Below are 23,589 nucleotides of genomic sequence, written 5' to 3' on the forward strand. Positions count from 1 at the left end.
GTTCGTGCCATGGTGAAGGCGGCGACACAGGCGAAGGGCAAGCCGGCATACGCATGCTCGGAGTGCGGGTGGACCTCGGCGCGCTGGATCGGGCGGTGCGGCGAGTGCCAGGCCTGGGGCACGGTCGCCGAGGTCGGTGCGCCGAAGGCCGCGCGGATCACCGCGGGTCCGGTGTCGTCGCCCGCGATGCCGATCGCCAAGGTGTCCGCGATCGAGGCCGAGTCGCGCCCGACCGGTATCGGCGAGCTCGACCGCGTGCTCGGCGGCGGCGTCGTACCAGGTGCGGTGATCCTGCTCGCCGGTGAGCCGGGTGTCGGCAAGTCCACCCTGCTGCTGGAGGTCGCGGCGCAATCGGCGCGCGGCGGCCAGCGGACTCTCTACGTCTCGGGCGAAGAGTCGGCCGCGCAGGTGCGGCTCCGCGCCGGACGGACCGACGCTCTCGTCGACGAACTGTTCCTCGCCGCGGAGACCGATCTGTCCGCAGTCGTCGGGCAGATCGACGCGGTCGAGCCGGCGTTCCTGGTGATCGACTCGGTGCAGACGATGGCGCATCCCGAGGTCGACGGTGCGCCGGGTGGAGTGACGCAGGTCCGCGAGGTGACCGGCGCGCTGGTCCGGCTGGCGAAGGAGCGGCACATCGCGGTCGTGCTGGTCGGCCACGTGACCAAGGACGGCGCGATCGCCGGTCCGCGGATGCTCGAGCACCTGGTCGACGTCGTGCTCGCGTTCGACGGCGACCGGCACTCCGGGTTCCGGATGGTGCGCGCGACCAAGAACCGGTTCGGCCCGTCCGACGAGGTCGGGTGTTTCGACATGGTCGACACCGGGATCGTCGAGGTCACCGACCCGACCGGGCTGTTCGTGTCCGAGCACGCCGAGCCCGTCGCCGGGACCTGCGTGACTGTGATGATGGAAGGCCGCCGCCCGCTGCTGGCCGAAGTACAAGCGCTGGTCGGGCCGTCTGCCGCGCCACAGCCGCGCCGGACCACCTCCGGGCTGGAGTCGTCGCGCGTCGCGATGGTCCTCGCCGTGCTCGGCAATCGCGCCGGGCTGAAGCTGACCGACAAAGAGGTGTACGTCGCGACCGTCGGCGGCGTGAAGATCACCGAGCCGGTCGCGGATCTGTCCGTCGCGATCGCGGTCGCGTCCTCGGTGATGGACAAACCGATCCACCCCGGACTGATCGCGATCGGCGAGGTCGGCCTGGCCGGCGAGGTCCGGCGGGTCGGCGGTCTGGAGAAGCGGCTCGCGGAGGCGGCCCGGCTCGGGTTCACCAAGGCGATCGTCCCGGCCGACGTACCGAACCGGAGCAAGGACCTCAAGCCGATGGACATCCAGAAGAAGTACGGCCTGCGTACCTTCGCGGCCCCGGATCTGCCCTCCGCACTGATGGCCGCAGGTCTCGCCTGACGGCTGTGTTCCCCGCCACAGGGTGGACAGGGGGATCAACAGACCCGCAATCGGGAACGTACTCTGGGGGCGCCCCCACGCCGGGTTCGTCGTCGAGCCCGGATAGCCCCCCGGATGACTGCAGGAGCACCTGATGACCGGATCAAGAGTTGTCGCGCTCGGCCACTACCAGCCGGAACGGGTGCTCACCAACGACGAGCTCGCCACCATGGTCGAGACCAACGACGAGTGGATCCAGAGCCGCGTCGGCATCCGGGAGCGCCGGATCGCGGCCCCGGACGAGTCCGTCGACGAGATGGCCTGGCGGGCCGCCGACAAGGCGATCGCGAACGCCGGCCTGGACGTCGCCGAGATCGACTACGTCGTGGTCGCGACGTGTACTGCGATCGACCGCTCACCGAACATCGCCGCCCGCGTCGCCGCCCGGCTCGGCCTCGGCAATCCGGCCGCGATCGACCTGAACACGGCGTGCTCCGGCTTCGCGTACGCACTTGCCACCGCCGACCAGGCGATTCGGGCCGGCGCCGCGTCGAAGGCCGTGGTGATCGGCGTCGAGAAGCTCAGCGACTGGACCGACTGGACCGATCGCACCACCTGCGTGCTGATCGGCGACGGCGCCGGCGCTGCCGTGGTGGTTGCCGACGAGGACCCCGGAATCAGCCCGGTGGTCTGGGGCTCGGTGCCGGAGATGTCCGACGCGGTCCGGATCGAGGGCCGCGAAGGCCCGTTCCAGCAGGAGGGCCTGAGCGTCTTCCGCTGGGCCACAACGCAGCTGCCCGAGATCGCCCAGCAGGTCTGCGAGAAGGCCGGCCTGAAACCCGAGGAGCTCGGCGGCGTCGTCCTGCACCAGGCGAACCTGCGCATCATCGAGCCGCTGGCGAAGCGGCTCGGCGCGACCAACGCCGTGGTCGCCAAGGATGTCGTCGAGTCCGGCAACACCTCGGCCGCGAGCATCCCGATCGCGCTGTCGAAACTGGTCGAGAAGCGCGAGATCCCGTCCGGCGCGCCGGTGCTGCTGTTCGGTTTCGGCGGCGGTCTGTCGTACGCCGGTCAGGTCATCCGCTGCCCCTGACGCGACAGGCGTCGTACTTCGGTCGGGCGTGATCACGCGGGAAACCACTACTGCACGGTCCGGATGCACGGGCGGGTGCACGCGCAACCGCAACTACGGACCGCAGGACTTCGCGTGCGTCCGGCCGAGCGGCAGATATCCGCACAACTGCGTCCTCGTAACCGCATAGACTCAGGTTCCGTGGCACCGAACACGGACAAGAACAGCACCGGCGCCCGCCTGCGCGCGACGCTCGCGGCGGTCGCGCCCGGCACCGAACTGCGCGAAGGCCTGGAACGGATCCTGCGCGGCCGGACCGGCGCACTGATCGTGCTCGGTCACGACAAGGCCGTCGACGCGATCTCCACCGGCGGCTTCGAGATCGACGTCGAGTTCACCGCGACCGGACTGCGCGAGCTCAGCAAGATGGACGGCGCGATCGTCCTCGACCGCGAGGCGACCCGGCTGATCCAGGCCGCCGTCCACCTGATGCCGGACCCGTCGATCGTCACCCAGGAGACCGGCACCCGGCACCGCACCGCCGACCGGGTCGCGCGGCAGACCGGGTTCCCGGTGATCTCGGTATCCCAGTCGATGCACATCATCGCGCTGTACGTCGACGACCAGCGGTACGTGCTCGAGGACTCCGGCGCGATCCTGTCCCGCGCGAACCAGGCCCTCGCCACCCTCGAGCGGTACAAGCTGCGCCTGGACGAGGTGTCCGGCACGCTGTCCGCGCTCGAGATCGAGGACCTGGTCACGGTCCGGGACGTGGCCGCGGTCGCGCAGCGGCTGGAGATGGTCCGCCGGATCGCCACCGAGATCGACGGGTACGTCGTCGAGCTCGGCACCGACGGCCGGCTGCTCACCCTCCAGCTCAACGAGCTGGTCGCCGGAGTCGCCGGCGAACGCGAGCTGGTCGTCCGCGACTACCTCCCGCCGGCGACGGGTCGCCGGGCCAAGACGGCGGACGACGTACTGCTCGAGCTGGACGCGGTCAGCCCGACGGACCTGCTCGACATCGGCCAGGTCGCCCGCGCCCTGCAGCTCGGCGGCGCCGAGCAGCTCGACGCCGCGGTCACCCCGCGCGGCTACCGCCTGCTGGCCAAGGTGCCGCGGCTCCCGGGTGCGGTGATCGATCGGCTGATCGACCACTTCGGCCACCTGCAGAAGTTGCTCGCGGCAAGCATCGACGACCTGCAGACGGTCGAGGGCGTCGGCGAGAACCGCGCCCGCACGGTCCGCGAGGGCCTGTCCCGGCTGGCCGAGTCCAGCATCCTGGAACGCTACGTCTGATCACTCGCAGTCATCCGACGCCTCCGGTTCGTGAAAGAACCGGAGGCGTCTTGCATTTCCGCGCGCTCGGGCGAATACTCCACATGGAACATTTGGCGCGGAACAATCCAGCTGGAGGATCATGGCCGACCTCACCCCGCTGGCGATCTCGGTGCTTGCGTTGCTCGAGGAGAAGCCGATGCACGCCTACGAGATGTACCAACTGCTCGTCAGCCGTCACAACCACCGGATCGTGAAGGTCCGGCCGGGCTCGCTCTACCACACCGTCGAGCGGCTGGCCGGTCAGGAATACGTCCGTGCGATCGGCACCGACCGGGCCGGGAACCGGCCCGAGCGGACGACGTACGAGATCACCCCCGCCGGCCGGGAGGCGATGGTCCGGCGGGTCGAGAGCGGGATCGAGACCTTCGTCTACGAGTACCCGGTCTTCCCGGTGTTCCTGGCCGAAGCGCACAACCTCGATGCCGAGGACGCCGTACTCCGGTTCCGTCGCCGGATCGAGGAGATGGACTTCTGGCTGGCCGACGTCGACAAGGCGATGGCCGGCGCCAAGGCCCGGGACGTGCCGGAGCCGTACTGGCTGGCGGGCACTTATGTCAGAGCGCAGGTCGCGGCCGAACGCGACTGGCTCACCACCATCATCGAACGTATCGAGAGCAAGGATCTGGAATGGCAACCCCACAAGACGCAGTGAGGCCCGAGGTGCGGCCGTGGCCCGCACTGTGGGCGCTGGTGCTCGGCTTCTTCATGATCCTGGTCGACTCGACCATCGTCTCGGTCGCGACACCCGCGATCCTCGAGGACCTCGGGTCGGACGTCGGCACCGTGGTCTGGGTGACGAGCGCCTACCTGCTCGCGTACGCCGTACCGCTGCTGATCACCGGCCGCCTCGGCGACCGGATCGGCCCGAAGAAGCTCTACCTGACCGGACTGGCGTTGTTCACGCTCGCGTCGGTCTGGTGCGGGCTCACCAACTCGATCGAGATGCTGATCGTCGCCCGGGTGTTCCAGGGCCTCGGCGCCTCGGCGATGACGCCGCAGACGATGGCCGTCATCACCCGGATCTTCCCGCCGGACCAGCGTGGCCGGGCGATGAGCCTGTGGGGTGCGACGGCCGGCGTGGCGACGCTGGTCGGCCCGATCCTCGGCGGTGTGCTGGTCGACGGACTCGGCTGGCAGTGGATCTTCTTCATCAACGCGCCGATCGGCGTGATCGGTTTCGTCCTGGCGATGCGGCTGGTGCCGGACCTGCCGACGCACGAGCACAAGTTCGACCTGATCGGCGTCGTGCTGAGCGCGGTCGGGCTGTTCCTGCTGGTGTTCGGCATCCAGGAAGGGCAGAAGTACGACTGGGGTCAGATCAAGGGACCGATCACGGTCTGGGGCCTGATCATCTCCGGGATCGTCGTCCTCGCGATCTTCGTCGTCTGGCAGTCCCGCAACCGCGGCGAGCCGTTGCTGCCGCTGGGCCTGTTCAAGGATCGCAACTTCTCACTGGCGAACGTCGCGATCACCACGGTCGGGTTCGCGATCACCGCGATGGCGTTCCCGCTGATGCTGTACGCGCAGGCGGTCCGCGGGCTCTCGCCGACCAGGTCGGCGCTGCTGCTGGTGCCGATGGCGGTCATCTCCGGTGCGCTCGCGCCGTTCGTCGGCCGGCTGGTCGACCGGACGCCGCCGCGGTTCATCGCCGGGTTCGGGCTGTTGTGCTGCTCGGTGTCGATGTTCTGGATGAGCCAGGTGATCGAGCCGGACGTGGCGATCTGGGAGCTACTGCTGCCGATCGCGCTGCTCGGTGTCGCGAACGGCTTCATGTGGGCGCCGATCGGCACCACCGCCACCCGGAACCTGCCGATGCATCAGGCCGGCGCCGGCGCGGGCGTCTACAACACGACCCGGCAGGTCGGCGCGGTGCTGGGCAGCGCGAGCATCGCCGTACTGATGGAGTCGCGGCTGGCACACAACCTGCCGGCGATGCCGGGCGGCGCCGCGGCTGAAGGGTTTGCGGGCGGCAAGCTGCCCGAGGCGGTGCGGCAAGGATTCAGCGACTCGATGGCGCAGTCCCTCATGTTGCCCGCCGCGGTGCTGCTGATCGGGTTGGTCGCCGCCCTGCTGTTCGTGGCGCCGTCACACCTGCAGAAGAAGCCGGACGCCGCGACGCAGCCGGCCGAAGCAGCCTGATCAGACGACCTGGAAGGCTTGTGCGCTCGACAGGTGGCCGTCGTACTCGGCTTTGACGACGTACGTTCCGGGCTTGGCGACCGGTTGACCCGGTAGACAGCCAGGCCCGGAGCGGTGCCCGTTCCACGGCACCGTGACGGCCGCCTGCTTGCCCTTGGCAACAACTAGCGTGGCGGTCTGGATCACCTTGCTGCATTGACTGGTGCTCCAGATCAGGTCCTTGCCCGACGTCACGGTGACGGCCAGCTGGTCGTTGCTGATCGTTGCCTTGCACTCGTCGTCGACCGGGGTCAGCTGGACGACGAAGTTCAGCATCGAGCCGGAGACGATCTTCCGGTTGCCCGGCAGCGCGTCGATGCGTATGTCGGAGCCCTTGCAGGCCAGGTCCGCGGGTGGCGTGGTCTTGGTCGGCTTCGGAGTCGGCGTCCGGGTCGGCGTCGTACTCGCCGCGGTACTCGGGGCCGAGGCCGGCGGGGCGCCGGACGGGTTCGGCTGCGGGTCGGTCGCGGCAGTGTTCTGCGCGTCACCGGCGCCGGAGAAGAGCCGGGAGACCAGAAAGATCAGCACGACTACGACCGCGAGCACCAGTCCCCGGCGGAACCAGTACACGCTGGCGGGCAGGTGCCCGACCGGACGGAGCAGGCTGCTCATGAAGCGCACTCTAATATCGGCACTGTGCTGGACCACTCAGGCTCGCCGCTGTGCAGTTGGCCGCGACTCCGTCGCGGCGGGTCACGGGGCTGTTGCTCCCGGCCTTCCCCCGTCGCTCCGGTCGCTTCGCTCCCTGCGCTCCTCAGTCCAGACCGGGAGGCCCCGTGACAGGGGCCGCCGCTCTCCACGAGCGCGTGCTGCGGTGGTACGACGCGAATGCGCGCGTGCTGCCGTGGCGGGAGCCGGGTGCGGGGGCGTGGGCGGTGATGGTCAGTGAGTTCATGCTGCAGCAGACACCGGTGAATCGGGTGCTGCCGGCGTACCGGAGCTGGTTGGAGCGGTGGCCGAAGCCGGTGGACCTGGCCGCAGCGGCCCCTGGTGAGGCTGTAAGGGCCTGGGACCGGCTCGGGTACCCCAGGCGCGCCCTCCGGCTGCACGCGGCGGCTCAGGCGATTGTGGAGCGCCACGGCGGCGAGGTGCCGGACGACCACGCCGCACTGCTCGCACTGCCCGGAGTCGGCACGTACACGGCCGCGGCGATCGCATCGTTCGCCTTCGGCCAGCGTCATGCCGTCGTCGACACCAACGTCCGCCGGGTCCTCGCACGGGCGCTGACCGGTGTAGCCCAGCCGAGCATCTCCCCCACCGCCGCAGACCAGCGCCTGGCCGCCGACGCACTGCCTGCTGACGAACCAACAGCCGCACGCTGGGCCGTCGCCTCGATGGAACTCGGTGCACTCATCTGCACCGCCCGTACGCCGAACTGCGCCGACTGCCCGATCCGCTCGCAGTGCGCCTGGGTCCGCGCCGGCAGTCCGCCGTACGACGGCCCGCCGCGCCGCGGTCAGACGTACGAAGGCACCGACCGCCAAGCCCGCGGCCGCCTCCTCGCCGTACTCCGTGCCGCGTCGACGCCGGTGTCCAAGGACAAGCTCGACGCATCCTGGCCGGACGCCGTCCAACGCGAACGCGCCCTCGACGGATTGGTTGCCGACGGCCTCGTAGAACCGCTCGCCCGCAGGCGCTACCGGCTCCCCGAATAGCAAGAGGCCGGCTCGACGACTCGAGCCGGCCTCTTAGAGGGTGTCTGGGGACTCCGCGCCGTAGCGAGGAGGTGCTCGGTGCGGTGCATCGGCGCGCGGGGGCGAAGGTCTCGATGCGGAGCATCGTGGCCTTTGCACCCGTGCGGCGAGGTGCCGTGCCGAGGGCCCCGCAGTAGGCGGGGAGTCCCCAGACGCCCTCTTAGTTCCTGCTTCAGTTCTTCTTGCTGCCGGCGGCTTCTTCTTCGTCGTCGGCCAGCAGGTCGAGCGGCATCGCCGGGCTGCCGGACAGCGTCGCCAGCATCTGGCGGACGTTGGTCAGCTGCGCGTTGATGCTGTCGCGACGCTGGGTCGCGGCGGCGAGCTCACGCTCGGACTCGGCGCGGATCCGCTCGGCCTTGTCCTTCGCGGCGGCGACGATCTCCTGGGCCTGCCGGTTGGCGTCGGCCAGCTGCTGCTGCGACAGCCGCTCGGCCTCGGAACGCGACCGGTCGGCCTCCCGCTGCACCTGGGCAGCGCGGTCGGTGACGGCGGCCAGCTGCTGCTCGGCGAGCGCGGTGCGCGCGGCGAACTCCTGCTCGACCTTGCCCCGGCGCTCGGCCAGGGTGGTCTCGAAGGCGGCCGCGGCCTGAGCGGACTTGGCCCGCTCCTGCTCGTACAGCGCCTGGGCCTCGCTGCGGCGCGCAGTCGCGTCGCGCTCGGCCTCGTCGCGCATGTCGTCGGCCTGGGTCCGGGCCTCTTCGAGGATCCGGGCGGCCTCGGCGTCGACCTCGCTCTTCCAGTCCAGGGAGTACTGCTCGGCCTCCTTGCGGACCTTCTTCGCGTGCGCCTCACCGTCGGCGACGATCGCCTCCGCGTCGGTGCGGGCGCGGGTCACCAGGTCACGGGCCTCGTCGTCGGCCAGCGACAGGATCTTCGCAACGCGCTCACCGAACTCGGTGAAGGTGGGCGCGCGATCCTTGGAGTCCTCCTGGGCGGAGATGACGGCCGCTTCCGCCGCGTCCGTGCGGGACTGCAGCTCCTGCACATGACGCTGCAGCTGCTCGGACTGCTGCTGCAGCGCAGTCAGCGAGGTGGTCAGCTCACGGATGTGCTGGTCCACCTGGGCAGGCTCGTAGCCACGCAGAACGGTACGGAACGGGGTTGGGCTTTCACTGCTCATGTTTTCCGATGCTCACTTCGATGGGTGGGTGGATCACACATTGTCACTGACAAGGATCTGACTGTCACGTCCTCATCCTGATTCCCCCGTGGAACCCTCACTGGAGGACATTCCACCACCTGGGCGGAACCCCGGTACAGCGAGTGCCTCGATCACACCCGAAAGCTGGGTGAGCTCCTTGGTGATCTCATCACGGCGCTGGTTCAACGCCGCGACCCTCGCCTCGGCTTCGGCGAGAAGTTTTCGTGCCTGTGCGCGCAGACTATCGGCGTGGTCGCGGGCCTGGGCCTCGAGCTGCTGGGCTTCGCCCCGCGATTTGCGGATCAGTTCGTGCGACTGGCGCTGTGCTTCGGCCAGGTCGTTGGCCGCGCGCTCGCGCAGATGCTGGGTCGCGGCCTCGGCCTCGGCCTCGCGGCGGTTGGCCCGCTCGATGATCTCGCGGGCGTCGTTCGCGGCCGCGGCCTTGAGCCGGTCGGCCCGGGCCTGCGCCTGGGCGGTGACCTTCTCGGCCTCCTGCTTCGCGGCGGCCAGCGTCGCCTCGGCCTGCTCGCCGGCGGAGTACAGAGTCGTCTCGGCGAGCGCGGTCAGCTCGGCGTTCTCCTTGGCGATCGCGTCCTGGGTCTGCTTCAGGCGGCTGGTCGAGCGACCGACGACGCGACGCAGATGCGCACGCTTCTTCCGCATCAGTTCGGCGGCCTCGGCGGCGGCCGCGTCGCGGATCGACTGCGCCTCGGTCTCCGCGGCGCCGATCAGGTCGTCGACCGTCTTCTTGCTCCACAGCGTCTGCTTCTCGGCCTCGGCCATCGCGGCCTCGGCCGCCTTGTTCGCGTCCTCGACGATCCGCTGCGCCTCGGCGGACGCGGTCCGGCGGTCGGCCTCGATCGAGTCCACCACCAGCTTGGCCTGGGCCCGCGCGTCGGCCATCAGCCGCTCGTTGCCGGCCTCGGCCTCGGCCTTGCGCTCGGCGATCTCGGCGACCGCCTCGGCCCGCAGCTTGTCGATCTCCAGCGAGATCGCGGCCAGCTTGGCCCGCTCGGTCTCCTCGAGCTCGGCGGTACGACGCTCGAGCTCGGTCCGGTTCTCGCCGCGCAGGCGCTCGATCTCGGCATGTGCCTCGCCGATCTCGCGACGGGACTTCTCCCGCGCCGCCTCGACCTCGCGCTCGACCGCGGCCCGCAGGTCGGCCGCCTCGGACTCGGCGCGGGCGATCAGGGCGGCCTCGTTGCGCGCGGCGGCCTGCGACACCAGCGCGGCCTGCTCACCGGCGTCGGAGACCAGTTGCTGCGCTTCCTTGCCGGCCCGCTCGACGGTGGCCTGTGCGGACTCGCGGGCCAACTGGGCCTCTTCGAGGAGCTCGTCGGCCTCTTCCTTCACCCGAGCCGCTTCGCTCTCGGCCGCTGCGATCCGGCGCTGCGCCGCCGCCTGCGACTCGGCCCGCAACTGGTCGGCGGCCGCCTGGCTCTCCAGCTGCAGCTTCTCGGCCGCGGCCTCCGACTCCGACCGGCGCTTCGCGACCTCGTCGGCGACGGCGGCGCGGAGCTGCTCGGCGGCAGACTCGGACTCGGTCTTCAGCCGCTCGGCGATCGCGGTGGCCTCGGACCGGACCCGCTCGGCCTCGGCGTTCGCGTCGGTGGTCAGCTTGTCGGCCGCGGAGGCAGCATCCCGCCGGACCCGGTCGGCTTCGGCGGTGGACTCGGCGCGCAGCCGGTCGGCGGCTTCCTCGGCCTCGGAGCGGACCCGCTCGGCCTCGGCCTCGGAGTCGGTACGGAGTTGTTCCGCGGCCCGCTCCGCGTCGTTCAGCACCCGCTGGGCGGCCGTCATCGCATCGGTCCGGAGCTTCCGGGCGGCGGCCTCGGCCTCGGCCTTCAGGCGCTCGTTCTCGGCGCGGATCCGGCCGGCCTCCTCGCGGGCCAGGTCGTTCTCGTGCTCGGCCTGCTCGCGCAGCGTGTCCGCGATCCGCTGGGCCCGCTCGAGGACACCGCCGGCCTGCCGCACGCCAAAGGAACCGGTGTCGGCGACCGGTTCCTTGGTCAGGGGCAGACGCGGAGCGTCCATGCGACGAGATGATTCCATCCCCGGCCCCCTTTCCGACAGTCCGGGTCCGAACAGCGTGCTCACAGGGTTAACAACGCAGTAGACAGGCGGTAGGTAACTGCTTCATCAGCAGTTGCGCGATCTTCCCATCGATACGTTGGCGGGCGCGACCTACTCGAGTATCGAAGTGGTCACGCTCCGCAGGACGATACGACCAATCAGTAGCTTCCGCGCAAATCGTGCGTGTCGCCGGACATGCAGAAGGCCCCGCCGGAGCGGGGCCTTCTGGGTCGGCTGTGCTTACGAGGCTTACGAGGCTTACGAGTCCTGTACTCCGGAAGCCGGACCGGTACCGCCGCCGGCGGTCAGGTCGGTCAGCTCCAGGTCGGACGCCGAGGACTTCTCGTTGCCCTTGAAGGTGAAGAACTCGGTCACGCCGTCGTCGTTGACCTTGCCCTCGGGGATCGCGTCGACCAGGACGATCTGGCCGGGACGCAGCTCCCCGAACAGGATCTTCTCGGCCAGCACGTCCTCGATGTCACGCTGCAGGGCGCGGCGCAACGGACGGGCTCCCAGCACCGGGTCGAAGCCACGCTCGGCGGCCAGCTTCTTGGCTGCCGGGGTGAGCTCGATGCCCATGTCCTTGTCCTTCAGCCGCTGCTCGATCTGGGCGACCATCAGGTCCACGATCCGGACGATGTCCTCCATCGTGTGCTGGTGGAAGACCACGATCTCGTCGACGCGGTTCAGGAACTCGGGCCGGAAGTGCTGCTTGAGCTCCTCGGTGACCTTCGCCTTCATCTTCTCGTACGAGCCGCCGACATCGTTGGCCTGGGAGAAGCCGAGGCTCACCGACTTGGCGATGTCCTTGGTGCCCAGGTTGGTGGTCATGATGATGACGGTGTTCTTGAAGTCGACCACGCGGCCCTGGGCGTCGGTCAGACGACCCTCGTCCAGGATCTGCAGCAACGAGTTGAAAATGTCCGGGTGGGCCTTCTCCACCTCGTCGAACAGCACCACGGAGAACGGCTTGCGGCGGACCTTCTCGGTCAGCTGGCCACCCTCTTCGTAGCCGACGTAGCCAGGAGGCGAGCCGAACAGCCGGGAGGCCGTGTGCTTCTCCGAGTACTCCGACATGTCGAGGCTGATCAGCGCGTTCTCGTCGCCGAACAGGAACTCGGTCAGTGCCTTCGACAGCTCGGTCTTACCGACACCGGACGGGCCGGCGAAGATGAACGAGCCGCTCGGGCGACGCGGGTCCTTCAGGCCGGCGCGAGTACGCCGGATGGAGCGGGACAGCGCCTTGACCGCGTCTTCCTGGCCGATGTAGCGCTTGTGGAGCTCCTTCTCCATGTCCAGCAGCCGGGAGGACTCCTCCTCGGTCAGCTTGAACACGGGGATGCCCGTCGCGGTGCTCAGCACCTCGGCGATCAGCTCCTCGTCGACCTCGGCGACGACGTCCATGTCGCCGGCCTTCCACTGCTTCTCCCGCTCGGACTTCGCGTTGATGAGCTTCTTCTCGTCGTCACGCAGCCGCGCGGCGCGCTCGAAGTCCTGCGCGTCGATCGCCGACTCCTTCTCCCGGCGAACGGTCGCGATCTTCTCGTCGAACTCGCGCAGGTCCGGCGGAGCCGTCATCCGGCGGATCCGCAACCGGGCCCCGGCCTCGTCGATCAGGTCGATCGCCTTGTCCGGCAGGAACCGGTCCGAGATGTACCGGTCGGCCATCTGTGCGGCGTTCACCAGCGCGGCGTCGGTGATCGTCACCCGGTGGTGCGCCTCGTACCGGTCGCGGAGGCCCTTGAGGATCTCGATCGTGTGCGCGATCGAGGGCTCGGCCACCTGGATCGGCTGGAACCGGCGCTCGAGCGCGGCGTCCTTCTCGACGTACTTGCGGTACTCGTCGAGGGTGGTCGCGCCGATCGTCTGCAGCTCACCACGGGCCAGCATCGGCTTCAGGATGCTCGCGGCGTCGATCGCGCCCTCGGCCGCACCGGCCCCGACGAGGGTGTGGATCTCGTCGATGAACAGCACGATGTCGCCGCGGGTGCGGATCTCCTTGAGCACCTTCTTCAGGCGTTCCTCGAAGTCGCCGCGGTAGCGCGAACCGGCCACCAGGGCACCCAGGTCGAGGGAGTAGATCTGCTTGTCCTTCAGCGTCTCCGGGACGTCACCACGGACGATCTGCTGGGCCAGACCTTCCACGATGGCGGTCTTGCCGACACCCGGCTCACCGATCAGGACAGGGTTGTTCTTGGTCCGCCGGGACAGCACCTGCATGACCCGCTCGATCTCGGTCTCGCGCCCGATCACCGGGTCGAGCTTCGCCTCACGAGCGGACTGGGTGTAGTTCCGGCCGAACTGGTCGAGCACCAGGGAGCTGCTCGGCGCACCCTCGGTGGGCGCACCGGCTGTCGAGGTCTCCTTGCCCTGGTAACCGCTCAGCAGCTGGATGACCTGCTGCCGGACCTTGTTCAGGTCCGCACCGAGCTTGACCAGGACCTGCGCTGCGACACCCTCACCCTCGCGGATGAGGCCGAGCAGGATGTGCTCGGTGCCGATGTAGTTGTGGCCCAACTGCAGGGCCTCGCGCAGGGAGAGCTCCAGCACCTTCTTGGCGCGGGGGGTGAACGGGATGTGCCCGCTCGGGGCCTGCTGCCCCTGGCCGATGATCTCCTCGACCTGGGAACGAACGGCCTCGAGCGAGATACCCAGGCTCTCGAGAGCCTTGGCGGCGACCCCTTCACCCTCGTGGATCAGGCCGAGCAGGATGTGCTCGGTCCCGATGTAGTTGTGGCTGAGCATCCTGGCCTCTTCCTGAGCCAGGACGACTACCCGACGGGCGCGGTCCGTAAATCGTTCAAACATCGCCAAAGCGCTCCTTGCCTCAGAGGAGTCGGACGTGCCGTGGTGGCCGACCCCCGTACATGCATGCTAGTCCCCGGCGCCGACAGGCTCGCTCTCGGCGAACATCCGATCACGCTTCCACCGACTGCCCGGGCGGCATCACAAGGGAACAACCGCACTGATCACCAGCGTGTTCCCACTCCGACCCGATCAGACAGCGTGTTCGCCACCAGCGAATTTCCCCAACTACCTGCCCGGTCAGTCACCAGATCCGACACGCCGTGTCCCACTCTGTGAAACAACCGGAATGCGGACGGTCCCGGCACCCCAATGCAGGGGCCGGGACCGGCGGTCCGAATAAGTTACTTGGCTTCGTTGTACGCCGCGCGCACCTCGGCGGAGATCCGGCCGCGCTCGCTGACCTCGTAGCCGTTCTCCTTGGCCCAGGCCCTGATGTCGGCGGAGTCCGACGCCGAGCGGCCGCGGCCACGCGTCCGGCCCGCACCGCCGCGGCGGCCGGAGACCCGGCGCCCGGAGCCGACATAGGCGGCCAGTGCGTCACGCAGTTTTGCGGCGTTCTTCTTGGACAGGTCGATCTCGTACGTCGTTCCGTCCAGCCCGAAGGTGACGGTCTCGTCGGCCTTACCGCCGTCGAGATCGTCCTCGAGAACCACCTGAACCCTTTGCGCCATCGATGACAACCTTTCCGCGCCCGCCATCGGGCACAATCCCCCTGCCGAATTGTTAGCACCTGATTTGTACCGCACAAACCGGGTTCGTGTCATTCATCGACGCCGCGCAGCCATCGTAACTTTGAGTATTCATCCCACTCGTAAGCGGCTGGACCGGAATGAATTGACCCCGGATTTGCGGAACCAGTCCGTTGTGCTATGCAACGATCTGCAGGGGGATTCGGGAATCACTCCGGACGGAGCAACGGGAAGAGAATCGTCTCCCGGATACCGGTCCCGGTGAGAAGCATCACCAACCGGTCCAGGCCCATCCCCATGCCGCCGGCCGGCGGCATCCCGAATTCCATCGCGCGGAGGAAGTCCTCGTCCAGCTCCATCGCCTCGGGGTCACCGGCCGCGGCCTGCATCGACTGTGCCACCAGGCGATCGCGCTGGATCACCGGGTCGTTCAGCTCCGAGTACGCGACCCCGAGCTCGACACCGTTGACGAACAGGTCCCAGGCCTCGACCAGGCCCGGAATTTCCCGGTGCGGCTTGGCCAACGGGCGTGCCGACTCCGGATAGTCGCGGACAAAGGTGGGCTGGATCAGCGTGTGCTCACACAGCTTCTCGAACAAGTCGACAGCGATCTCACCGACATTCCGGCCCGGCTGCAGCTCGACGTCGTGCTGCTCGGCCAACTTGGTCAGAGTAGCCAGGTCGGTGCTCACGTCGACGCTCTCACCGACCGCTTCGGAGAGCAGCCCGAAAAGCGTCGCGTGCCGGAACGGCTGCTCGACGTCGATGGTCGAACCGTCGCGCGCAGTGATCGTCGTACGACCGATCGCACGGCCCGCGTTCCGGATCAGCTCCTGGATGAGTTCGGCCATCGAGTCGTAATCGCCGTACGCCTCATAGGCCTCGATCATCGAGAATTCCGCCGAGTGGGTCGAGTCCAGCCCCTCGTTGCGGAACGTGCGGCCGATCTCGTAGACCCGGTCGACGCCGCCGATCATCGCCCGCTTGAGGTCGAGCTCGAGCGCGATCCGCAGCTTCATGTCCTGGTCGAACGCGTTCAGGTGCGTGCTGAACGGACGGGCCGCGGCGCCGCCGTTGGTCAGCTGCAACACCGGCGTCTCGACCTCGACGAAGCCGTGCTCGTCGTACGTCGCGCGCAGCGCCTTCAGGACGGCTGCCTTCGCGCGGACCATCTCGCGGGCCTCGGGCCGCACGATCAGGTCGACGTACCGCATCCGGACGCGGGCCTCTTCACTCAGCGGATTGTGCTCGTTCGGCAGCGGGCGCAGCGTCTTGGCGGCCATCTGCCACGCGGTCACCTGCACCGACAGCTCACCGCGACGGCTGGTGATCACCTCACCCTGGACGGCCAGCAGGTCGCCGATGTCGACGAGCTGCTTGAACCGAGCCAGCTCCTCCTCGCCCAGGTCGGCCAGCGAGAGCATGACCTGCAGCTCGGTCCCGTCGCCCTCCCGGAGCCGGACGAAGCACAGCTTGCCGGTGTTGCGCAGGAAGATCACCCGGCCGACCACGGAGACCTGCTCGCCGGTCCGGGTGTCGGGCTCCAGGTCCTGGCTGTCGTACTTCGCCCGCAGGTCCTTCAGCAGGTGCGTCCGCGGCACCGAGATCGGGTACGGCTGCACCCCTTCCGCCAGCAGGCGCTCACGCTTGTCCAGGCGAACCCGCATCTGCTCGGGCAGGTCGTCCTGCCCGTTGTCGGGGTTCACCGGGTCCACGTGCGTATCAGTCATGGCTCAAGGCTAGTGACTGACCGCCTCCAGCTCCGAATCGTTTGTTCCGTGCTCGATCCTGGCGACCAGCGCTCCGACGACCACGGCAGCCACAGCGCAGGCCACCCCGCCGGTCACGAACGTCCCCCGCGGACCCAGCAACGCCCCCGCCAGACCGCCTAGCAGCATGGCGAGGATGCTGAACGAGCGGACCGTCCCGTTGAGGGCGGCGAGCACCCGGCCACGGACCGACTCGGTCGACCGCATCACCACCAGCGCGCTCGTCGCGGCGTTCAGCAGCCCGCTGCCGATGCCGATCGTGGTGGCCCCGATCATCAGCGTCGCGAAGTTCCCGGCCAGTCCCATCAGCACGCTGGACCCGCCGATACCCGCCATCCCGACGACGACCGCGAAGGACCGGGCCCGGTCGTTCCGCAGCCGGCCGCTGTACCAGGCGCCGAGGATCGCGCCGGCGCCGGTCGCCGCACCCGCCGCGCCGTACAGGCCGGGACCGAGGCCGAGCTCGCCGGTGATCAGGAAGACCTCCACGACATTCACAGCCTCACCTGCGAGCACGAACACCCAGAGCGCCGGCACCAGGATCCGTAGTACGTCGTCTCCGAAGATGGCACGCAGACCGGCCGACACTCCGCCGCGCTCATGCGGAGCCGCCGGCTCCGGCCGGCGGCGCGTCCGGACCAGTTGGGCAACCAGGACCAGGACGAGGAACGTCCCGGCGTCGACGAGAAGAGCGCCACGGGTGCCGGCCGCCTCGACCAGCACACCGCCGGCCGCCGAGCCCGCCAGCGTCGCGACTCCGATCAGGGCCTGACTCGTTCCGGTGGTCCGGCCGACGAGTTCCTCGCCGACGATCCGCGGGATCAGCGCCCCCCACGCGGGACCGGCGACAGCCTGTCCGACCTGCAGGACGCAGACCAAGGCGAGCGTGTTGACCAGGTCGTGCACGAAGGCCAGGCCCACACCGGCCGCGACCTGCAGCAAACCCGAACAGACCAGGACGACCCGTGAGTCGAACCCGTCCACGATCCGCCCGGCGAACGGGATCATCGCGACGGTCGGTACGGCGAACGCGAGCAGCAGTGCGGTGATCGCGGCCGGGCCGTGGCCGTCGGACACGCGCAGCATCAACGCGATCAGCGCGATCGAGTCACCTGCATAGGAGAGCGCACGGGCGGGCAGCACCAGCCGGATGTCGCGGTGCGACCAGATCGAAGTCTGAAGGGTTTGCTTCATAGATGTGAAGTTAATGCTTCACATCTACGGCCGTCAAGGGGTAGGGTGACGACGTGGCGAAGCAGAAACGGGTGGAGATCTCGGACCCGCGGGCGATCCGGGCACTCGCCCACCCGGCGCGGCAGCTGATCATCGACGAGCTCTACAGCGGCCGGGTGCTGACCGCGACGGAGTGTGCCGAGCTGGCCGGGCTGACCCCGTCGGCGACGAGCTATCACCTACGTGCGTTGGAACGCTGGGGCCTGATCGAGCGGGCCGAGAGTTCCGAGGACGGCCGCGAGCGTCCGTGGCGGGCGCTGGGTACGGGACTGAAGATCGCCTCGCAGTCCGAGGGGGCGGGCCGGCTGGCCACCCAGGCGATGATGCGGGGTTACGTCGACCGGCTGATCGAGCAGTTCGAGGAACTGCCGGCCGACGACCCGTGGGAGGAGCTCAGCTCGCTCAGCCGGAGCCGGCTGTGGCTGACCCACGACGAGGCCACCGAGCTCGCCACCGAGGTCACGGCGCTGATCGACAAGTACCGCAAGGGCAGGACCGCGACCGAGCACCCGGCCGGCACCCGGCCGGTGAGCACGCTGGTGGCGATCGTGCCGACCGGGAAGCCGCCCGAACAGCGCTGACAACAGAGCTGACAACGGAGCTGACAACGGAGCTGACAACAGAGCTGAACCGTTAGCTACACAACCACGTATCCAGGAGTACCTTCGAAGTAGAGGTACTTGAGATGCAGTCCTGGATCCTGTGGGTGATCGTCGCCGCCGTCCTCGGCACGGCTGAGTTGATGGCAGCGACTTTCGACCTGCTCCTGCTCGCCCTCGCGGCCCTCGCCGCGGGCGCGGTCGCCGGGATCGGACTCGGCATCGGCTTCCAGGTGCTCGCGTTCGCGATCACCGCCGCGACATTGGCCATCCTGGTCCGGCCGATCGCCCGTCGGCATCTGACCGGGCACCCGCACCTGCGCACCGGGGTGGCCGCCCTGATCGGACGAGAGGCCGTGGTGCTCGCTCCTTGCGATCGGGACGCCGGCCGCGTCCGGATCGGCGGCGAGGAGTGGAGCGCCCGTTCGTACGACCCCCACCTGCACATCCCCGCGGGCACCCGGGTCGACGTCTTCGCCATCGAGGGGGCCACCGCCCTCGTCCATCCTCAGGAGGAGCCATGGCCGAACTGATCATCGGAATCGTCGTCGCACTGCTCGCGGTCGTGCTGGTACTGCGGACCGTCCGGATCGTCCCGCAGGCCCGGGCGAGCAACGTCGAGCGCCTCGGCCGGTACCTGCGCACGCTCGAGCCCGGACTGAACATCGTGATCCCGTTCATCGACCGGCCCCGGCAACTGATCGACCTGCGCGAGCAGGTGGTCTCGTTCCAGCCGAACTCCGTCATCACCGAGGACAACCTGGTCGTCCACATCGACACGGTGCTGTACTTCCAGGTCACCGATCCGCGCGCGGCGGCGTACGAGATCCAGAACTACATCCAGGCGATCGAGCAGCTGACCGTGACCACGCTGCGGAACGTGATCGGCGCGCTGGACCTGGAGAAGACGCTGACGTCGCGCGAGCACATCAACTCGATCCTCCGCGGGGTCCTCGACGAGGCGTCCGGCAAATGGGGGATCCGGGTCAACCGGGTCGAGCTCAAGGCGATCGAACCGCCGGCGTCGATCAAGGAGTCGATGGAGAAGCAGATGCGGGCCGAGCGGGAGAAGCGGGCCGCGATCCTGAACGCCGAAGGCCAGCGCCAGTCCCGGATCCTGACGGCCGAGGGTGACCGGCAGGCCGCGATCCTCCGCGCCGAGGGTCAGGCCAAGGCGATCGACACCGTCTTCGAGGCGATCCACCGCAACGACCCGGACCCGAAGCTGCTCGCGTACCAGTACCTGCAGATGCTCCCCGAGCTCGCCAAGGGCCCCGGCAACACGTTCTGGGTCATTCCCTCCGAGGTCACCAGCGCATTGCAGAACGTCACCAAGGCGTTCTCCGGCGACACAGCTCCCACGACCCCCGCGATCCCTTCGGAGAACGGGCACAACCCTGAAATCTCCCGGGGTTAGTTGCCCCGTCACCAAATCGGTTGTCGCTCGATGTCACTATGGGTGTATGGGGGAACCTCTGTTGCTCGCGCAGGCGATCGCCATCCCGACCGGTGTGGCCGTCCTCGCGTACCTGGTGGTCGGACTCGTCATCGGCGTCGAGAGCATGGGTGTCCCGCTGCCGGGTGAGACCACCCTGGTAGCGGCCGCACTGCTCGCCTCACAGCACCATCTGCGGATCGAGTTCGTGATCCTGGCGGCGGCCGCCGGCGCGATCATCGGCGACTCGATCGGGTACTTCGTCGGCCGCAAGGCCGGCCGCCGGCTGTTCGAGCGGCTCGGCCGCCGGTTCCACCACTTCTCCGAGGACCGGATCGTCCGCGCCGAGAAGTACTTCCACAAGTACGGCGTCTGGACGGTGTTCTTCGGCCGGTTCGTCGCGCTGCTGCGGATCTTCGCGGGCCCGATGGCCGGCATGCTGCGGATGCACTACCCGCGCTTCCTGGCCGCCAACGCCGCCGGCGGTATCGCCTGGTCGGCCACCATCGGCGTCGTCGCCTACAAGATCGGCGACAACGCCGACAAGATCTTCGGCCGGGTGTCGCTGTGGGCGCTGGCCGGGATCGCGGCCGTCGTGGTCGCGCTGTACGTCGTCCACAAGGTCCGCAAGCGGCGCAGGGACGCCGAGGTACCGGAGTCGGCGCCCGCCCGACCAGCCGCCGAATCGGCCGCAGAATCAGCCGCCGAATCAGCCGCCGAATCAGCGGATGTGTAGCTGCAGGCCCGCCGTGGTGATGCCCTGCATCGGACGGCCGAGCATCATCGCGCCCGGGATCACGAACCGGTAGACGAAGTCGCCGGGCTGGCCGGCCTTGAACGCCAGCGCGGTCTGGCCCTGCCGCATCGGCATCGCCTTCAGGTTGGCCCAGGTGCGGGTCTGCCGGTTCCACGCCTGCAGCATCACGGTCGTGTTCATGGCCGGCTTGACCGTCGCCGAGATGGTCACCGTCGAGCCGGCCTTCTTCGCCGTGTCCCCGCCGGCGAACCCGGCCGACGTGACCCGGACGACGCTCTTCGTGTACGCCGGTCTGCTCGTCGACGTCCCGGTGATCATGCCCGCCTTCGAGTACACCGGCACCGTGATCTTGTACGGCCGGCTCCCACCGGTCGGTACTGCGACGTCGTAGTACCCGCCCCCCGTTGTCGTACCGCGTGCCGCCGGGGTCCAGCGGGCGCCCGGAGTGACCTGTGTCAGCACCACGACCGGTACGCCGGCCGGTGTCGCCCGTTGGGTCGTGCACGGGCTCTCGAGGTCGCAGCCGACCTGATGCAGGATCACGCGTCCGCGGACCCGGATCGGCACACTGAACTGCGCCAGCGGGGGCACCGCGCCGCTGATCGAGCTGGTCAGTCCGAGGACCTGTCCGCCGATCTGCGTGCTCCACTCGTTCGTCGTCCGGAGCTGGAAGACGTACGGCGGCTTGATGCTCTTGATCACCTGCCGGTTCGAGGTCGTCGCCGGGCCGATCGCCTTCAGCATCTGGCCCGGCCGGCCGATCATCGGCACGTACCGCTGCGTCTTCTTGCCCTTGATGTCGAGCGGGTCGTTCGGGGTGAAGTCCTGCGGCGCGACCGGCACCGACCACCTGATCAGTACGCCGCGGCCCTGCGGAGCCACCGCGGCCGCGCTCGGCCGCACCGGCCCGTCGGTGTCGAACACCGGCGACTTGGTGAGCTTGCTGGTGACGCCGCCCTGCGACGTCCCGGTCGCCACCGCGACCTTGTAGTTCCCGTCCGGCGGGAACGCCGAGGTCGGGATCTCCCACCGGTTCGGGTCACCGGCCGGGATGTACTTCACGTACGACGGGCTCTCGCTGAGCACGCCCTCGATCGTGATCCGGTTCGGCTGGTTGGCGTCCTTCCAGGTCACCACCACCGCGGCCCGGCCGTTGGGTGCCCAGGCCACCGCGACATCGCTCGGCGCCGGATCCGAGGCACACGCGGTCAGCGAAGTCGCTCCCACGACCACCGCCAGCGCCACGGCAAACACCCGCCGCACCCGCACCACCTCGTCTCAGGCTGCCTCACAACCGAACCTCGTGAACCATACCCAGTCAGGAGTACCGGATCCCCACCGCCGTTGCCGGATCGGTATCGCGCTCCTACCGTGAGAGGAGCCACAGAGGGGGGAACCACGATGGCATTCATCGACACACCGAAGGAACCGGAGTTCTTCGAGGCGAACCGTGCGCCGGCCGGTCACGTGCCGAACTTCGTCCACACGTTCGCGGCCCGGCCTGCCGTCTACGACGCCTGGAAGCAGCTGAACGGCGCGATCAAGGAGTCCATGGACCTGCGCCGCTACGAACTGGCGACACTGGCCGCCGCGACCGCGCTGAAGTCGAGCTACTGCAGCCTCGCGCACGGGCAGGTGCTGGCCGACAAGTTCTACACGGCCGAAGAGGTGGCGGCGCTGGTCGACGAGCCGCCGAACAACCCGGTCGACGAGGCCGTGATGGCCTTCGCCCGGAAGGTCGCGCTCGCGGCCGACACCGTCACGCAAACCGACGTCGACGCACTGAAAGCGGTCGGCCTGACCGACGCCGACGTACTCGACGTCGCGCTGGCCGCCGCGGCCCGGGCGTTCTTCTCGAAGACGCTGGACGCCACCGGGACGCAGCCCGACTCGGTCTTCAACAACCTTCCCGACACCCTCCGTACGGCGCTGACCGTAGGCCGCCCGATCTACTCGGGGTGATTGCCCGTCCCGCCACCGAGGTGGAAGTTCGTGCTGACGCCGTTGTACATCAGGTGCGTGATCAGCCCCTGTGAGGCGTGCGGCAGGTTGTGGCAGTGGTCCATCCAGATGCCCGGGTTGTCCGCGACGAAGGCCACCTCGTAGGTCTCCTTGTCCTCGACGTTGAGGGAGTCCGTCCACCACGGGCTCCCGGTCGCCTTGACCCCGTCCCGGCTGAGGATGACGAGGTGGTGGCCGTGCAGGTGCATCGGATGGACCTGGCCCGAGGTGTTCTTGATCGTCATCCGGACGATGTCGCCCTCGTCCACCACGAACATCGGCACGTCCGGGTACTGGTGCCCGTTGATCGTCCACCACCGCAGCCCGGGCTTGCCGTCGAAGAAGCCGATCCGCCGGCCGATGTCGTACCGGAACACCCGCGTCGCCTTCGCCGGGTCGAACGCGATCGCCTTCGGTGACCCGTACGTCAGCAGATCGACCCGGTCCCTGGGCTCCGTCCCGGTCGGAGCGTCACCGTCGCCGATCACCAGGGTGGTCGGTCCGCCGCCGAGACCGATCCGCACCGGCTTGTCCGTGCGAATCTCCAGATCGACCCGCCCGCCGGCCGTCACGAGTACCTTCTTACCACTCACCTCGGTCGGCGCGTTCACATCGGTCCCGTCGACCGCGACCACCTTGTACGACGCCCCGTCGACCCAGATCGCCATCGGTCCGTTGTCGGTGTTGATCAACCGCACGCGGGCCGTCGGACCTGGTGCCTTCACCCGGCGTTCGCCGTACTCGCCGTTGACCGTGCGGATCTTGTCGTACGTGTGGACGGCGGCGATCACGTCATCTGGTGCGGGCCGGACGATCAGTACGCCGTAGAAACCCTTCTGCACCTGCTCGTGCGCGATCTGGTGCGAGTGGTACCAGTACGTGCCGACGTCCTTCGCCACGAAGCGGTACACGTACGACTTCCCCGGCCGGACCGCGTCCTGGGTGACACCCGCGACACCGTCCTCGGCGTTCGGTACGTCGACACCGTGCCAATGCAGTGTGACGCCGTCGGCCACGTTGTCGTTGTGCAGCGTGACCTGGATCAGATCGCCTTGTTCTGCGACGATCCGGGGCCCCGGCGAGGTGTGGTTCAGCGTGTAGCCGTCGAACGAACCACGGCCGGGAATGTCGAAGCGCTCCTTGCGGGCGACCAGCTCCACCGCGACGTCGGGCTTCTGGTCGACCGGTCCGGTCAGCTTGCTGACGTCGGCCCCGTGGTGCTGATGCTCCGACACCGGCCCGCCGCCGTGGTCGGCGTACCCCATCGCCATCGGCGACAGGTCGTTCGGCACCAGACTCCGCACCCAGAAGAACACGATCGGCGTGAGGACGACGATCGTGGCGAGCAGCGCGACCAGCACCCGGCGAGGCGGCAGCCGCAGCTTCACGGCCGCCGCCTGTCAGTTGCCAAAG

Annotated in this window: 20 protein-coding genes; 11 read left to right on the forward strand and 9 right to left on the reverse strand. The window is 68.8% G+C overall.

Going from position 1 to position 23,589, the window contains the following annotated elements; genetic code table 11:
* Nucleotides 1-9 precede the first annotated feature (9 nt).
* From radA to OHA10_RS07530, 5 genes are all read left to right on the forward strand, one after another.
* Nucleotides 10-1,410: a DNA repair protein RadA gene (radA, locus tag OHA10_RS07510; RefSeq protein ID WP_371405438.1), complete on the forward strand. Its 1,401-nt coding sequence runs from the start codon at nucleotides 10-12 to the stop codon at nucleotides 1,408-1,410.
* 133 nt (nucleotides 1,411-1,543) lie between these two features.
* A complete protein-coding gene (locus OHA10_RS07515; RefSeq protein WP_371405439.1) occupies nucleotides 1,544-2,482 on the forward strand; it encodes a beta-ketoacyl-ACP synthase III in 939 nt (312 codons plus the stop codon).
* Between the two features lie 180 nt (nucleotides 2,483-2,662).
* Complete coding sequence (gene disA, locus OHA10_RS07520; RefSeq protein ID WP_202877807.1) at nucleotides 2,663-3,757, forward strand: DNA integrity scanning diadenylate cyclase DisA; 1,095 nt, start codon at nucleotides 2,663-2,665, stop codon at nucleotides 3,755-3,757.
* A gap of 121 nt (nucleotides 3,758-3,878) precedes the next feature.
* Nucleotides 3,879-4,451 (forward strand): PadR family transcriptional regulator, encoded by a 573-nt coding sequence (locus OHA10_RS07525; protein ID WP_371405440.1) that lies wholly within the window; start codon nucleotides 3,879-3,881, stop codon nucleotides 4,449-4,451.
* Nucleotides 4,427-5,938 (forward strand): DHA2 family efflux MFS transporter permease subunit, encoded by a 1,512-nt coding sequence (locus OHA10_RS07530; protein ID WP_371405441.1) that lies wholly within the window; start codon nucleotides 4,427-4,429, stop codon nucleotides 5,936-5,938. Before OHA10_RS07525 ends, OHA10_RS07530 begins: the two co-directional genes overlap by 25 nt.
* Here the strand turns inward: OHA10_RS07530 and OHA10_RS07535 are convergent, their stop codons facing one another.
* The gene (locus OHA10_RS07535; protein ID WP_371405442.1) at nucleotides 5,939-6,589 is read right to left on the reverse strand and encodes a hypothetical protein; all 651 of its coding nucleotides are present in this window, start codon (nucleotides 6,587-6,589) and stop codon (nucleotides 5,939-5,941) included.
* A 164-nt stretch (nucleotides 6,590-6,753) separates the two neighbouring features.
* Between OHA10_RS07535 and OHA10_RS07540 the strand changes: the two genes are divergently transcribed.
* The gene (locus OHA10_RS07540; protein WP_371405443.1) at nucleotides 6,754-7,632 is read left to right on the forward strand and encodes an A/G-specific adenine glycosylase; all 879 of its coding nucleotides are present in this window, start codon (nucleotides 6,754-6,756) and stop codon (nucleotides 7,630-7,632) included.
* Between the two features lie 211 nt (nucleotides 7,633-7,843).
* Here OHA10_RS07540 and OHA10_RS07545 read toward each other — a convergent pair whose 3' ends face one another.
* The 6 genes from OHA10_RS07545 to OHA10_RS07570 form a co-directional block, all read right to left on the reverse strand.
* Nucleotides 7,844-8,791 carry a DivIVA domain-containing protein gene (locus OHA10_RS07545; protein WP_371405444.1) on the reverse strand — a complete coding sequence of 316 codons (948 nt, stop codon included), beginning with the start codon at nucleotides 8,789-8,791 and terminating at the stop codon, nucleotides 7,844-7,846.
* A 72-nt stretch (nucleotides 8,792-8,863) separates the two neighbouring features.
* The gene (locus OHA10_RS07550) at nucleotides 8,864-10,846 is read right to left on the reverse strand and encodes a kinetoplast-associated-like protein (RefSeq protein WP_371405445.1); all 1,983 of its coding nucleotides are present in this window, start codon (nucleotides 10,844-10,846) and stop codon (nucleotides 8,864-8,866) included.
* Between the two features lie 297 nt (nucleotides 10,847-11,143).
* Nucleotides 11,144-13,693: an ATP-dependent Clp protease ATP-binding subunit gene (locus OHA10_RS07555; RefSeq protein ID WP_371405446.1), complete on the reverse strand. Its 2,550-nt coding sequence runs from the start codon at nucleotides 13,691-13,693 to the stop codon at nucleotides 11,144-11,146.
* A 341-nt stretch (nucleotides 13,694-14,034) separates the two neighbouring features.
* Nucleotides 14,035-14,364, reverse strand: coding sequence for an Lsr2 family protein (locus OHA10_RS07560; RefSeq protein ID WP_134109801.1), 330 nt, complete (start codon nucleotides 14,362-14,364; stop codon nucleotides 14,035-14,037).
* A 227-nt stretch (nucleotides 14,365-14,591) separates the two neighbouring features.
* Nucleotides 14,592-16,112 (reverse strand): lysine--tRNA ligase, encoded by a 1,521-nt coding sequence (gene lysS / locus OHA10_RS07565; protein WP_371405447.1) that lies wholly within the window; start codon nucleotides 16,110-16,112, stop codon nucleotides 14,592-14,594.
* Nucleotides 16,113-16,121: 9 nt separating this feature from the next.
* Nucleotides 16,122-17,345 (reverse strand): MFS transporter, encoded by a 1,224-nt coding sequence (locus tag OHA10_RS07570; protein WP_371405448.1) that lies wholly within the window; start codon nucleotides 17,343-17,345, stop codon nucleotides 16,122-16,124.
* A gap of 53 nt (nucleotides 17,346-17,398) precedes the next feature.
* Here OHA10_RS07570 and OHA10_RS07575 point away from each other — a divergent pair, with 53 nt between their 5' ends.
* The 4 genes from OHA10_RS07575 (at nucleotide 17,399) to OHA10_RS07590 (ending at nucleotide 20,154) form a co-directional block, all read left to right on the forward strand.
* A complete protein-coding gene (locus tag OHA10_RS07575; RefSeq protein ID WP_371405449.1) occupies nucleotides 17,399-17,965 on the forward strand; it encodes an ArsR/SmtB family transcription factor in 567 nt (188 codons plus the stop codon).
* Nucleotides 17,966-18,069: 104 nt separating this feature from the next.
* Nucleotides 18,070-18,516, forward strand: coding sequence for an NfeD family protein (locus tag OHA10_RS07580; RefSeq protein WP_371405450.1), 447 nt, complete (start codon nucleotides 18,070-18,072; stop codon nucleotides 18,514-18,516).
* Nucleotides 18,504-19,400 carry an SPFH domain-containing protein gene (locus OHA10_RS07585; RefSeq protein ID WP_371405451.1) on the forward strand — a complete coding sequence of 299 codons (897 nt, stop codon included), beginning with the start codon at nucleotides 18,504-18,506 and terminating at the stop codon, nucleotides 19,398-19,400. The genes OHA10_RS07580 and OHA10_RS07585 overlap by 13 nt, the downstream gene beginning before the upstream one ends.
* A gap of 46 nt (nucleotides 19,401-19,446) precedes the next feature.
* Nucleotides 19,447-20,154, forward strand: coding sequence for a DedA family protein (locus OHA10_RS07590; protein WP_371405452.1), 708 nt, complete (start codon nucleotides 19,447-19,449; stop codon nucleotides 20,152-20,154).
* Here OHA10_RS07590 and OHA10_RS07595 read toward each other — a convergent pair.
* On the reverse strand, nucleotides 20,140-21,438 hold the full coding sequence (locus tag OHA10_RS07595; RefSeq protein WP_371405453.1) for a hypothetical protein: 1,299 nt from the start codon (nucleotides 21,436-21,438) through the stop codon (nucleotides 20,140-20,142). The two genes, OHA10_RS07590 and OHA10_RS07595, sit on opposite strands and share 15 nt — an antisense overlap.
* Nucleotides 21,439-21,576: 138 nt before the next feature.
* Here OHA10_RS07595 and OHA10_RS07600 point away from each other — a divergent pair, with 138 nt between their 5' ends.
* Nucleotides 21,577-22,137 (forward strand): carboxymuconolactone decarboxylase family protein, encoded by a 561-nt coding sequence (locus tag OHA10_RS07600; protein ID WP_371405454.1) that lies wholly within the window; start codon nucleotides 21,577-21,579, stop codon nucleotides 22,135-22,137.
* On the opposite strand, the gene OHA10_RS07605 is transcribed toward OHA10_RS07600, so the two are convergent.
* A complete protein-coding gene (locus OHA10_RS07605; protein ID WP_371405455.1) occupies nucleotides 22,125-23,564 on the reverse strand; it encodes a multicopper oxidase family protein in 1,440 nt (479 codons plus the stop codon). The genes OHA10_RS07600 and OHA10_RS07605 overlap by 13 nt on opposite strands.
* Nucleotides 23,565-23,589 lie beyond the last annotated feature (25 nt).

This window comes from Kribbella sp. NBC_00662, assembly GCF_041430295.1.
Lineage (GTDB): Bacteria > Actinomycetota > Actinomycetes > Propionibacteriales > Kribbellaceae > Kribbella.

Coding starts and splice junctions, on each gene's coding strand:
- radA (WP_371405438.1), top strand. CDS start 10: ATGGTGAAGGCGGCGACACAGGCGAAGGGCAAGCCGGCATACGCATGC.
- OHA10_RS07515 (WP_371405439.1), top strand. CDS start 1,544: ATGACCGGATCAAGAGTTGTCGCGCTCGGCCACTACCAGCCGGAACGG.
- OHA10_RS07525 (WP_371405440.1), top strand. CDS start 3,879: ATGGCCGACCTCACCCCGCTGGCGATCTCGGTGCTTGCGTTGCTCGAG.
- OHA10_RS07530 (WP_371405441.1), top strand. CDS start 4,427: ATGGCAACCCCACAAGACGCAGTGAGGCCCGAGGTGCGGCCGTGGCCC.
- OHA10_RS07535 (WP_371405442.1), bottom strand. CDS start 6,589: ATGAGCAGCCTGCTCCGTCCGGTCGGGCACCTGCCCGCCAGCGTGTAC.
- OHA10_RS07545 (WP_371405444.1), bottom strand. CDS start 8,791: ATGAGCAGTGAAAGCCCAACCCCGTTCCGTACCGTTCTGCGTGGCTAC.
- OHA10_RS07550 (WP_371405445.1), bottom strand. CDS start 10,846: ATGGACGCTCCGCGTCTGCCCCTGACCAAGGAACCGGTCGCCGACACC.
- OHA10_RS07555 (WP_371405446.1), bottom strand. CDS start 13,693: ATGTTTGAACGATTTACGGACCGCGCCCGTCGGGTAGTCGTCCTGGCT.
- OHA10_RS07560 (WP_134109801.1), bottom strand. CDS start 14,364: ATGGCGCAAAGGGTTCAGGTGGTTCTCGAGGACGATCTCGACGGCGGT.
- lysS (WP_371405447.1), bottom strand. CDS start 16,112: ATGACTGATACGCACGTGGACCCGGTGAACCCCGACAACGGGCAGGAC.
- OHA10_RS07570 (WP_371405448.1), bottom strand. CDS start 17,345: ATGAAGCAAACCCTTCAGACTTCGATCTGGTCGCACCGCGACATCCGG.
- OHA10_RS07580 (WP_371405450.1), top strand. CDS start 18,070: ATGCAGTCCTGGATCCTGTGGGTGATCGTCGCCGCCGTCCTCGGCACG.
- OHA10_RS07585 (WP_371405451.1), top strand. CDS start 18,504: ATGGCCGAACTGATCATCGGAATCGTCGTCGCACTGCTCGCGGTCGTG.
- OHA10_RS07590 (WP_371405452.1), top strand. CDS start 19,447: ATGGGGGAACCTCTGTTGCTCGCGCAGGCGATCGCCATCCCGACCGGT.
- OHA10_RS07600 (WP_371405454.1), top strand. CDS start 21,577: ATGGCATTCATCGACACACCGAAGGAACCGGAGTTCTTCGAGGCGAAC.